This is a genomic window from Mycoplasma buteonis (genome assembly GCF_000733865.1).
Taxonomy (GTDB): Bacteria; Bacillota_I; Bacilli_A; order Mycoplasmatales; family Metamycoplasmataceae; genus Mycoplasmopsis; species Mycoplasmopsis buteonis.
On sequence record NZ_JPOK01000008.1, the window covers coordinates 39,222 to 51,672 of the forward strand.

The following is a 12,451-nucleotide window of genomic DNA, read 5'->3' on the forward strand; positions in this document are numbered from 1 at the left end:
AGATTAAATCGCAACCGTCCCTATTTTTTTCTGAGGTACCTCTTGCCCTTGGTACCTCTTTAATTAATAGAGTTGTTAAATAAACAATTTAAAAATATTTAGTTTGTTGTTTTAATTAAATTAAAAGTTAAGCTATGTAATGGATTTACTTAGAAAAATAAAATATAAAAAACCTAGTAAGAAATTCTTACTAGGTTGTTTTTTAATTATTAATTTGACAATTATTATTTAGCCATTTTTTCAAGACGTTTGTTGAATTTATCAATTCTTCCTGTTGCTTTAACTTGTGAACGGTTTCCTGTGTAAACTGGGTGGCATCCTGAACAAACATCAACTGAAAAGTTTTTACGTGCAGATTTAAAGCTAAAATCTGTACCACATGTTGAACATTTAACATTAACTTCAAAATATTGTGGGTGAATATCTTTTTTCATAAATAATTTCTCCTTTTACCTATTATTTTGAGTAGAACTCAACTACTAATGCATCTTTAATTTCTGTATGCATTTCGTTTCTTTCTGGTAATCTGTCTAATGTTACTTTGAAGTCTTTTCTTGTCATTCAAGCTGATGCTGATTTGTTTTCTAATGCGTCTTTAATTTGAACGTTGTTTCTTGATGCTTCTTTAAGTTCAACAACATCTCCTAATGAAACTGTCATTGAAGGGATGTTTGCTTTTTTACCGTTAAGTGTAAAGTGTCCGTGGTTTACTAATTGACGAGCTTGTCTTCTTGTTGTAGCGAATCCTGCTCTGTAAACTACGTTATCTAAACGTGTTTCAAGTAATTGAAGTAAGTTTGTACCTGTAACACCTTTGATTTTAACTGCTTTTTCAAATGTTTTACGTAATTGTTTTTCACTAACACCAAACATGTATTTAACTTTTTGTTTTTCGTATAAGTGAAGTCCGTAATCTGAAAGTTTTACTCTTTTGTTTCCATGTTGTCCTGGAGCGTATTGTCTTTTTCTTCCTTTAGAAAATTCTTTTCCAGTTTCTAAAATTGAAAATCCATAACGACGTGATTTTTTAAACACTGGTCCTGTATATCTTGACATATTTTTCCTCTTTCTGCATAAGGAGGGTTTATTTCCAATTAGGTAAATTTAACTTAATGTTTTCAGTTAAGCAGCTAACCTACTTGCAAATTGCTTAAACAAGTTAAATTTGTAGCTAAATGTAATAAACTGCTGTTTTTATGCTTTATTATTTTACAATAAAAAGCTCGAAAACCGAGCTTAATAACAATTTTTTTAAAGCTTAATATTAGCAATAAAAAATATTTTTTCTATTTAAAAAACTTATTTAAAAATTTAGTTTTGTGTATCTTTAACAAGTTGTCTAAGAGTTTTAAGCTCTTTCATGTTAAGTTGACGGTATTCACCAACCGGAATTCCTTTAACTGTTACACCACCAAATTCAACTCTTTTTAAGTTAATAACAGTTTTACCAACTGCTTCAAATAGTAATTTAACATGGTGATATGTACCAACTGTTAAAACTACAAAGTAACTTTTTGGAGCTCCTTCAATCGGAATTACATCTTGAACACTTTGAGTATTATTAATAAAAATTGGTTTGTTTAATTTTGCTAATTCTATTTTTGAAAGCGGTTCATTTAATCTAGCACGATAAACACGAACAACTTTATATTTTGGGTGCATTAACTTATTAGCTAAATCTCCATCATTAGTTAGAATTAATACACCAGTTGTATCATAGTCTAAACGTCCTACTGGAAAAATTTTGTACGGTGTATCGATTAAATCAGTCACGATTTTACGATTAAAATTATCTTTTAATGTACATACTGTTTTAGGAGGTTTATTAAGGACAAAATACACTTTTTGTTCTTCTTGAATTGGTTTACCATTAACGAGTATTTGATCGTTAAATGTTGCTCTTTGTCCTAGAACTGCTATTTTGCCATTAACTGTTACTTTCTTGTCTAAAATTAATTTTTCAGCATCACGACGAGAAGCAACACCAGCTTTCGAAATGAGTTTTTGTAGTCTTTCTTGTTCCATTAAATTTCTTCTCCTAAATATTTCTTATATAAATCTAGTGCTTCTTTATCGAATTTTACACCTTTATTAATGTTATATTCATAATTAATTCGTACAACTTCTTTAAAACCTGCTTGTAAATCATTAAAGACAAGCTGTCTAACTTTTTGAATTCCTGGAAATCTACGACCTTCACAAATTTTGTCAGCAATAAAAATGATTTTATCTAAATTAGACATATTGTCACTCATTGTTGTGTGGAATTCAATTGCTTTTAAAATTTCTAAGTCAGTAACGCCATAAAAATGTTTAGCTCATAGCATTCCGCATAATTGATGTAATTTATGTGCTGGAATATTTTGTTTTTCTGGTTCAAATTCTGCTATAAATTCACGAGATTTTTCTTCACTTCAAGTTTTAGCAATGTCATGCATTATTCCTGCTAAATAGGCTTTTTTAGCACTGATTTTATGTGCTTTAGCTAGTTCGGCAGCAAAAGATGCTGTTGCAACGCAGTGCTTTGCTCGAAGTGCAGGTAACAAGTTGTGTACAATTTGTTCAATATATAATCCTTTATTTTGGATGTAATTCAAAACTTTTGGATCTACTTCGTCTAAATATCCTTTTTTAAAATCACTAGAGCTATGATCATATAAACGATTATTTAAAAGTTTCCCATGATACTTTTTCAAGTTAATTTTATTAATATTTTTGTCACGACGAGCAACTACTATTTGTGTCAGAACAGCAATTTCATCAATATCTTTTCATTTATTTAATTTTGGTAAATTATCTGAACCAATAATTAAAAATAGCTCATCATTTGGATATTTGTGTTTTAAATATTTGACAGTATCAATTGTATAGCTTACACCACCACGTTTTGTTTCAAATTCACAAATTTCCATTTTGTCTTCAAGTACTAATGATAGCATCTGAATTTTATCTTCGTTTTTTGCACCTTTATTTTTTTGTTTAAAAGGTGATACATTTGTAGGTACAAATAAAAGTTTATCTAGCTTTAAATCATTAATAACGTATTTAGCTAAGCTAATGTGTCCTTTATGTACTGGGTCAAAACTACCACCATAGATTCCGATTTTCATATTTTCTCCTATCATCTTTTAAAAACAACATTATCTAAAAATTCGCTATTTTCTTGTTTTTCTTTTTGTTTTTCTTGAAATTCTTTTAAAGTATAAACCTTTTTAGCTTTTAGTTTATCATTAATATTTTCGATTATTCGATCTACCTGAGTTAACTGCTTTTTTTGTTTTTCTAAAAGACTAATTGGTTCAAAAACATTTAATTTATTTTCTAGTTCACTTAGACGGACAGCAATACCTCTAAAAGAACTGTTTAAGTAAGTGTCAATAAACATTTTTTTAACAATTTTTTGTATTTGCTCTAAATTATCGGTATATTTTGGCAATTTCTTTTGTTTATACTCTCAATTTTTATTTAAAGTTCTAATTCCAACTGCAATGTTTTTGCAAACTAAGTTTTTAGTTTGCATTCTAATTGTTAATTCCTTAGCAAATTGATTAATGGTATATATTGCTTTTTCCTCACTTACAGGAAAATTAGTAAATGATTCTGATTTTCCGATCCCTTTTATAACTCTTTTTTCTTTATATATATGATCATTTCGATTAATATTCAAACAATTAAAATAATCAATAAGTGTTCTACCGAAAATTTTTTGCAAGTTTAAGTCATTTATATTTTTAGAAGCAAAATCTTTAATCGAATTAATTCCAATTTGTCTTAATTTTGGTGAAATTTGTTTTCCGATTCCGTGAAAATATTCGATAGGTAATTCTCAAAAACGATCCTGAAAATTAGTTTCATCAGTATATCCAATACCAAAAGGTTTAACCAAGTTAGTTGTCATTTTAGCTGCAAAAAAAGTATTTGATATTCCAATTGTAATAGGAATATCAAATGTTTTCAAAATATCTTGCTGCATTTTACCAGCTAGTATAATCGCTTCTTCTTTACTAGCACAAAGATTAGAAACATCTAAGTAACATTCATCTATTGAACACACTTTCATTAAGTTGGTGTATTTGTGAGCTAGATAACTAAAAATATTATTAGAAAGAGCATTAAATAATTTGTAATTAGCTGGTACAATTCTAGCATTAGGGACTTTTGCTTTAATTTCGTAAATTTTAGTTCCAGCACTAATTCCAAGTTTTTTTAGTTCATAGCTTACTGAAACAGCTATTGCGTGTTTTACGTTTTTAGAACAAGCTACTGGTTGATTTTTTAAATGTGGATATATTGTTCTGAGTGCACTGACAAAATAAGAATCAAAGTCAATGTGAAAAATAATAGCTGTTTGTTTATTTATTAAAGTCATTTAAGATTTGATTACTTGTCAAAGTTGCACATGTAACACGGTTTAAATGAGTTTTAACATTATAAAAGACTCAAAGTGAACCTAATTTTTCAATTTGTGTTTCACTCAATTCTTCTTGATTGACAAATTTATTAAATAACGTAGCTAACTCTATAGCTTCAGCAATCGTTTTACCAATAATTAAGTCTAAAAATAAATCTGTTGAAGCTAAGAAAATAGCACATCCATTACCATTAAACTGCGCTACTGTAATTTTATTATTTTCATCCAAATTAATTTCTAGCTCTAGTTTATCTGAGCAAGTTGTACTAAAAGTAGTAGAAAATTTTCCTTCTTCTAGCTGTGCTTTGTGCTGCGGCTTCATGTAGTGCTGCATAATAGTTTTACGTGCTAAATCTGGATTAAAATGCATAAAAATCACCTCCGTGTTCAAGTTCATACACTAATTTATCAATATCTTCATAAGTATTATAAATCGCTAAAGAAATACGTAAAAAGGAGTCTTCAGTTAGTACATTTCGCATATAAAGTGCACAGAAAATTCCTGCACGTGTATAAATGTTTTTACTTCCTAAATATGTGGCTACATCTTGTGGATGAATACCTTTAACGTTTAAAATTGCAATATAATCACCAGGATTAGAATAAACTTTTACATTTGATAGCTTAGCTAATTTACTGTGTAAATACTGAGATAAATCTTCTAAAATATTTTGTGTTTTTTGATAACCAACTGAGTTAAAAAAATCTAAAGCTTTATCAAACATAAAAAAAGCTGCTAAATTAGGTGTCCCTGGTTCAAAAGCGGTAATTGTTTGACGTAAGCCTCAAGTTGAATCTTTTTTAATTTCAGTAATACTTCCACCACCAAATTTAGCTGGTGAGAGCTTAGCTAATAAGTTTTTGCGTATTGCTAGCACTCCAAGACCAGTAGGCCCATAAAACTTATTGCAACTAAAAACAGCTACATCAACTTTTTGTAGTGAAACTTTTTGATGAATAATAGCTTGTGCTGCATCAGCAACAATAATCGCATTAAAGCTACGAGCTTTTGCGATTAAAGCATCAAATTCAAATTGATTTTGAAAGTTATTGCTTTCTTGACTAATAGCTAAGATTTTAGTTTTGGCTGATAAATGACTCTCGATATCTTCACTGTATACAACTTTTGCACCAGTTTTTTTTGCTACTTCAATCCAAGGAACAATGTTAGAACTATGATTGTTTACTGAAAGTAAAATTTCATCACCTTCATTAAGTAATGGTTCTACCATTCAAGCAAAATTATTAAGTGATTCAGTTGTTCCGGATGTAAAAATAATTTCAGATGACTGACAATCTAATAAAGTTGCGACTTTTTCTCTAACTCTATGTAATGTATTATTAACTTCGTTTCCTAAAGGAGTATCAGCCGTGCGAGATGAAATGCTTTTATTAGTATAAAAATCTGTAACAGCATCAATTGCACTTTGTGGTTTTAAAACAAGGGCAGCATTATCAAAATAAGTAATTTGGTTAGCAAGCGGAAATTGATTTCGAATTTCTTTGTTTTGCATTATAGTAATATTTTTAATAATTGAATTAATGTTGAATTATAATTTGGAATTTTTTTAAATTCATCAAGAAAATCGTAATAAAAATCTCTTTTATTGTGATTAAGTTCAATTGCATTTTCTTTGTTATATGAACTTGTTTCGATAAAAGTTAATTTAATTTTTTTTAAATAACTTTTATATGCTAATTGATAAAGTGCATAATGAAAAAAATTTTGTAGCATTACCTTATGTAAATGACTCAAATTTTCTTCATAAGGAAGATTCTTAATAAAATCTTCAATAAAATCTTCTAAAGTAGCTCATTTACCATTTTTTTTAATTTTAGTAAATTTCATAGATGTTACATTAGTTAAAGATAAAAGGTTAATGTCACTAAAAACTTTTAATATTCCGTTTATTTTTTTTTGTCAAAATAAAATATTGATAATTAATTTTCAAGATGTTTTATTTTCAAGTTCCATACTATTCTCACATTATTCTTCTTCTGTTGGACTGTATTCTGATTTTGCTGAAAAAATTTCAAGTTTTAAAAGCATTTTGTAGTAGTTTTCGAGTACTCCATTAACAAATTTGTACTGTCAATCATCGTATGCTTTTGATTCTTTGTTTGCTGAGTTTTCTGGTTTTAAAAAGTACATTTTAGTAATTTCGATTGCTTCGTTAATAACAATTTTTGGTTGTAATGTAAAAAGTTCGCTCCCACCATTAAGTAAAATGGCACGTATTATTGGACTAATACGGTTTCATTCTCAGTTTTTATTAATAAATTTACTGATTGTTTTTTTTAAAAAATCATAATTTTTAGCAATTTTATCAATTGCAATTAATTGTTCTTTATCTAAATAATGAAATTCATCAAATACTTCTTGTAAAACAATTTTTTGGTTTAGTAATTCGTATTTATAGATTACTTGAATTATTTCTACACGCTTTTCTCTTCTTGTTTTATTATGCATTATAACCACCTTTAAGAACGTTTATTTTCTTGTTATTTTTTTAATAATTTAAATTATATATTAATTTAAAAAATAGTATTTAAATAGCGTTATTATTAAACAAAAAAGTAAGCTTTTGCTTACTTATGATACGTAATGTTATGTTTAATTGTAAAACCACGATAAATTTGTTCGACAAGCATAATTCGAAATAATTGGTGCGGAAATGTCATCTTTGAAAAATTGATTTTATTAGTAAACATCTTTTCAATAACACCATTTGAACCACCAATTACAAATGTTACATTGTCTTCGTTAACAAAATAATCTTTAAAAGTAACAGAGTCCACTTGTTTGCCTTGTAAAGATAAATAATAGACAGTGGAATTTTTAGGTATTTTTTCTAATATTAACTCTGTTTCCTTTTGGATTTTTTGCTCAATGTTTTGTATTTTTTGTTCTTTAATTTCAACCAAATTTACTTTAGCAAAAAAGCTAATTTTCTTTAAATAATCATTATAAAGTGCTTGATATTCTTTTGAGAGAGAACCAACAGCAATAATATTTAATTTCATTATTTACGATGTTTGGTTTCAATGTAAAACATTAACATTTGAATATCAGCTGGATTAATTCCACTAATACGTGAAGCTTGTCCAATTGTTTTTGGATTAACAGCTATCAATTTTTGTTTTGCTTCTGTTGCTAAGTTTTGAACAACATTAAAATCTAAATCACTTGGTATTTTAAAGTTATCAAGTCGATTCATTTTGTTAGCTTGAGTTTCTTGTTTTTTGATGTAACCATCAAGACGAACCATGATAACTAGTTCATTTTTGTATGGGAAATCACCAAGGACATCTGCTGCTTTAACTTCTGGACGAGCAACAACTTTTAAAAGTGATACTCCATTTTCAATTCCGTATTTAATAGCTAAATCGCTTTTTGAAGATAAATATTGTTCTGATAATTCTTTAATTTTATCTTCAATCATTTGGTATTTTGTAATAACTTTATTGTATTGATCTTTGGTTAGTAAACCTACTTCATAGCCGTATTTGCTTAATCTTAAATCAGGATTATCATTTCTAAGTAATAAACGGTATTCAGCTCTAGAAGTTAGCATTCTATAAGGTTCTTTTGTTCCTTTAGTTACTAAGTCGTCGATTAAAACTCCAATATAAGCATCTGATCTACCTAAAATTAATGGTTCTTTGTTTTCTAGCTTTTGACCTGCATTAATTCCTGCAATAAGCCCTTGAGCAGCTGCTTCTTCATAACCGCTTGTTCCATTAATTTGACCGGCTGTAAAAATATTTTTAACAACTTTAGATTCTAAGCTAGGTGAAATTTGTAGTGGGTTGAGTGCGTCATATTCAATAGCATAACCTCATTTTTGAACAACGCAATTTTGTAAACCAGGAATAGTTCTTAACATTTTATCTTGTACGTCAATTGGCATTGAAGTTGACATTCCGTTAACGTAAATAATGTCTCCTTCAACTGTTTCAGGTTCAAAAAAGACTTGATGACGATTTTTTTCTCTAAAACGCATAACTTTATCTTCTACACTTGGACAATATCTTGGACCAATTCCTTCTATTAATCCTGAATACATTGCAGAGCGATGAATATTTTCTTCAATAATTTTATGGGTTGCTTCATTAGTATAAGTTAAGTAGCATGAAATTTGTTCGTTTAATTTTACACCTGAACGATCAGAAAAGGTTAAAGCACAATCTTCAAGGTTTTCTTTTTCTACTTGTGAAAAATCTATTGAATTAGCAAAAACTCTTGCAGGTGTTCCTGTTTTTAAGCGTTGTAATTCAAAACCAAGTTCTTTTAGTGATTGACTAATTTTTGGTGTTGTTTTTTGATTATCTGGACCACTGATTTTAATTTCATCTCCACGCAGAATTCTCGAATTCATATATGTTCCTGTGGTAATGACTAAAACTTTTGCTTCAATAATTTCTCCACTTTCAAGTTTTACCGCTTTAAATGAATTATTTTCATAAGTTAAAATATCAGTTACAACTGCTTCTATTAAGGTTATGTTTGGATGAGTAATCATTGCGTCGTGAATAAGTTTTGAATATTTTTCTTTGTCAATTTGAGCCCTTAGTGCTCTTACTGCTGGTCCTTTAGATTCGTTAAGCATTTTGATTTGAATCATTGCTAAATCACTAAAATAACCCTGAACTCCTCCAAGAGCATCAATTTCACGAGTGATGATACCCTTTGCTGGTCCTCCAATTGATGGATTACATGGCATCATTGCAATTTTATTTAAATCAAAAGTTAGTAAAGCAACTTTATGTCCTTTGTTTGCAATAGCAAAAGTAGCTTCTACTCCGGCATGTCCCGCACCAACTACTAAAGCTTCAAATGTTTGGTTGTTAAAATCCTTGTTATTCATAGTATTAATATTTTAAACAAATTTAAAAATTATTTAAATCTTTAACTTAGAAAAAAAGATAAAAAAAGTAATAAAAAAAGCATTTAAAATGCTTTTTATTTTGTTAAATTAAATAATTCTTGATATTCATTTAAAAGATTTGCAACTGCAACAAATTTTGCATTAAAATCTTTTTTACCAAAGGTTTCTGTATTTTGTGTAAGAATATCTCTAAATTTGTTTTTATTATCTTCTGATAACTTAGTGCTTTCTAAAGATGATTCATATTTAGCTTTTAATTCATCAAAAAGTTTATTCATAAGTTCACTTCCAGGTTTAATTAATTCTTCTTGGAAGTATTTGTACTTGTCCATTAATGCTTTATCTACTGCTTGATATTCTGGGACAGTTAATAATTTTTGTAACTGACTAGCAACTTCTGAATCGTTTTTAGTTGAAAAATCAAAGTCTAAAGATGAGCTTGATATTTGATTAAGTTTTGCTTGAATTTCAGTAACTTTTTCGTTCATAATTTCATTAAATTTAACAGTTGCTTTTGTAAAATCATCTCTACTTATTTGAAATAAGTTTTTAGCACTAGATAATTGTTGCATTGAATATGGATATTTTGTATTTAAAGAAAATAAATAGAAAGTGAAAGCCGAATTAAAGGCTGAAGGTCCATTCATTGAACCTAAATTATCATTTTCTCCAAATCATGGAACTGTATTTTTTGAAGAAAGCATAGCGTCAATATTTACTGCTTTTTTGAATGTATCTAAAGTTGCATCTTTAGAGTAAGGAGAATTCAAGAATTTAACAAATCTTCCTTCTCATTCTGAATGTTCTAATTCATATTTATTTCATTTAGCTAATTCTTTTTGATAACTTTCTTCATCTTCAAATTCATCTCTTCGAGGCTCATCCATCTCTTCATTTCATTCATCTGAAATTTGTTTAAAGTATTCAATAATTTCTTTTTTATTAGGGAAACTATCATAAATATTTGTTTCTTCATCAAAATCTTCTAGTTCTTTACCATAAATAAAGTAACCAAAATCATCTAAGTTTTTAGCAGCAAGAATATATGGCATTGTGTTTCAATATAATTCTTCGGGTGTGTGATAAATTGGATCTAAATCAGTTACACCAGTATAGTTTGTAGGTTTATGAATTTCTTCAAAATCAGGAAGCTTTGCTTCATCAAATTCAGAATCAGGTAGTTGTAAAATTTCTCAAGTTTTTCCGCTTCGACCAAATGTTGTACCATCTTCTTTTGAAGCTGTTAGGTATCCAAAAGCTTTCATCAACATTCTCATAAAATCACCTTTAGGTAAAATTGTATAAGAAGCATCAATAAAGTCTGCGGTATCCTTTAATGATTTGAGCAGTGATTCACGATACACACGAGAGACGTTGTAAATTACACTCATGTATTTATCTTTAAGTTGTTGCAGTGAAACACCAGGTATTTTTGGTTCTCTTATATTTGTAATATCGATTTTAAAAGCTTCTTCTTCATTTTCTTTAAAATCTTGCTTTGTTTGAGCTTCCAGAACTTTAATTTGTTCTTTAGTTTCAAACAATTCTAAACTTAATTTTTTAATCTCTTCATTAAGTTTTGAATTATTTTTATCTGTTCAACCCATTAATTCATTTTGAGGCAATTGAGATGAAGAATTTGAGTGCATTGTATTAAGACGAATATTTTTGTATAAATCTAATTTACTATATCCTTCATAGAACTTTTCGCTCGTAACTGCACGACTTTCGTTAAAGTCTTTAACAAAATCATTGAGTTTTTCTTTTAGTTCTTTTGTTTTTTGATTAATTTCTTTTCTATTTGCTTCTTTATCTTGCATTAAAACTTTAATTTCATCATTTAAAGTTTTAACTTCTTCGGGTAAATCATAATTGTCAGCTAAAGTAGTTGAAATTTCACTGTATTTTCTATCTTCGTATAAGTCATATGTATGATGTAAATTGCTTAAATATTCATCAAGTTTTCGAGTAGCTTCTTTTACATTGTTTAAATTATCATTTTGAATGTTTTCTTTAGCAGTAGCAATTGCTAAAAGTAAATTTTCTTTTAATTGTTCTACTTGTTTACGTTCTTCAGGTAAAATTCAATCTTGATAAACTTCTTCTTCTAACTCTTTACGTTTTAATATATCGTTAGCTGGGACTAATACATTAGATAAATTCATTTGTAAAATTTGCTCATAAATATAACTGTTTTCAGAATCTGGTTTATAAGCTTCATCATACAATCTTTGTTCTTTAGATTGTAATTCTGTTTTTTCTGAGTCAGTTAAATATTTAGTTTCTTGAATTTTTCCAAGAACTTTATCGTTTTCATTTTTAGCTGTTTCTAAAAGTTGAATATTTTCCAATGCCTTTTGTACATCACTTTTAATATTTGAAAAAGTATTTTTTAATGTAGAAATTGTTGCTTCTTTGTAATTAACATAAAAGTCCATTTGATTTTTATCTTTTTTAAGACTACCTTGATATTTTTGGTTTGCCTTGCTTACATCAGGAATTTGATAAGCTTTATATTTATCTACAATATCATTTCTTTCTTCTTTAAATTTCACAACATTATTAAAGCTATCTAAAAGATTTTTATAAACTTTTTCTAAAATTGGTGTTGTTTGATTAGATTTGCCAATTTCTCTTTTTGCAATTTTTAAAATATTATTTAAATTATTTTCCATAGAAGTAGGAACTAATGACATATCTATTGCTGAGGCATCATTGATTAGTTTTTCTAGTTTATCATAAGCATCTAAGTATTCTTGAGCACTAGTTTTATAATTGCTTAATAAATCATACTGTGCATTAACAATATCTTGCTTTTTAGAAAAAATTAAATCAATACCTTTTTTATTAGCGTTAAGTAGCTTTTGATATCCAGCAAAATGAATAATTTTATGTTGATTATCACTAACCATTTGTTTAACTTCTTCAGTTAATCTAAATAGTTTTTCATTTTTAATTTTAGTTTCATGGAGTAAACTAACTCATACTGTTGTAGCAATAGCAGTTGCGGCTGTTGCTGTATAAATAATTTTTTTAGTTGGATTTTTGCGTTTTTTATTATTCATAGTTTTATTATATATTTATATGATTGATATGTCTCATTTTTTTGCTTTTATTTAGAAAATTACCTATTTTTAGCCATTTTTTGAAC

The 12,451-nt window shown here is 27.8% G+C and carries 12 protein-coding genes; all 12 read right to left on the minus strand.

All coding sequences use genetic code 4. The features are described 5' to 3' along the window. Positions 1-224: 224 nt before the first annotated feature. The 12 genes from rpmE to EI91_RS02685 all read right to left on the minus strand — a co-directional run bounded on the left by rpmE (position 225) and on the right by EI91_RS02685 (position 12,365). The gene (gene rpmE, locus EI91_RS02630; RefSeq protein ID WP_036452808.1) at positions 225-434 is read right to left on the minus strand and encodes a 50S ribosomal protein L31; all 210 of its coding nucleotides are present in this window, start codon (positions 432-434) and stop codon (positions 225-227) included. A gap of 22 nt (positions 435-456) precedes the next feature. After that, positions 457-1,056, minus strand: a complete 600-nt coding sequence (rpsD, locus tag EI91_RS02635) for a 30S ribosomal protein S4 (protein ID WP_036452810.1) — start codon at positions 1,054-1,056, stop codon at positions 457-459. A 255-nt stretch (positions 1,057-1,311) separates the two neighbouring features. Beyond that, a complete protein-coding gene (locus tag EI91_RS02640; RefSeq protein WP_036452811.1) occupies positions 1,312-2,025 on the minus strand; it encodes a pseudouridine synthase in 714 nt (237 codons plus the stop codon). Continuing rightward, on the minus strand, positions 2,025-3,110 hold the full coding sequence (locus EI91_RS02645) for a nicotinate-nucleotide adenylyltransferase (RefSeq protein WP_036452814.1): 1,086 nt from the start codon (positions 3,108-3,110) through the stop codon (positions 2,025-2,027). The genes EI91_RS02640 and EI91_RS02645 overlap by 1 nt, the downstream gene beginning before the upstream one ends. Positions 3,111-3,118: 8 nt before the next feature. Then, positions 3,119-4,369: a Y-family DNA polymerase gene (locus EI91_RS02650; protein ID WP_051789178.1), complete on the minus strand. Its 1,251-nt coding sequence runs from the start codon at positions 4,367-4,369 to the stop codon at positions 3,119-3,121. Beyond that, positions 4,353-4,781, minus strand: coding sequence for a Fe-S cluster assembly sulfur transfer protein SufU (gene sufU / locus EI91_RS02655; RefSeq protein ID WP_036452815.1), 429 nt, complete (start codon positions 4,779-4,781; stop codon positions 4,353-4,355). The genes EI91_RS02650 and sufU overlap by 17 nt, the downstream gene beginning before the upstream one ends. After that, positions 4,771-5,925, minus strand: coding sequence for an aminotransferase class V-fold PLP-dependent enzyme (locus EI91_RS02660; protein WP_036452816.1), 1,155 nt, complete (start codon positions 5,923-5,925; stop codon positions 4,771-4,773). Before EI91_RS02660 ends, sufU begins: the two co-directional genes overlap by 11 nt. Next, complete coding sequence (locus EI91_RS02665) at positions 5,925-6,386, minus strand: hypothetical protein (protein WP_036452819.1); 462 nt, start codon at positions 6,384-6,386, stop codon at positions 5,925-5,927. Before EI91_RS02665 ends, EI91_RS02660 begins: the two co-directional genes overlap by 1 nt. Positions 6,387-6,398: 12 nt before the next feature. Beyond that, a complete protein-coding gene (locus EI91_RS02670) occupies positions 6,399-6,881 on the minus strand; it encodes a transcription antitermination protein NusB (RefSeq protein ID WP_036452821.1) in 483 nt (160 codons plus the stop codon). A 119-nt stretch (positions 6,882-7,000) separates the two neighbouring features. Continuing rightward, positions 7,001-7,435 carry a 23S rRNA (pseudouridine(1915)-N(3))-methyltransferase RlmH gene (locus tag EI91_RS02675; RefSeq protein WP_036452822.1) on the minus strand — a complete coding sequence of 145 codons (435 nt, stop codon included), beginning with the start codon at positions 7,433-7,435 and terminating at the stop codon, positions 7,001-7,003. Beyond that, the gene (gene mnmG / locus EI91_RS02680) at positions 7,435-9,279 is read right to left on the minus strand and encodes a tRNA uridine-5-carboxymethylaminomethyl(34) synthesis enzyme MnmG (RefSeq protein WP_036452823.1); all 1,845 of its coding nucleotides are present in this window, start codon (positions 9,277-9,279) and stop codon (positions 7,435-7,437) included. Before mnmG ends, EI91_RS02675 begins: the two co-directional genes overlap by 1 nt. Positions 9,280-9,374: 95 nt before the next feature. Further along, the gene (locus tag EI91_RS02685) at positions 9,375-12,365 is read right to left on the minus strand and encodes a hypothetical protein (protein ID WP_036452825.1); all 2,991 of its coding nucleotides are present in this window, start codon (positions 12,363-12,365) and stop codon (positions 9,375-9,377) included. Positions 12,366-12,451 lie beyond the last annotated feature (86 nt).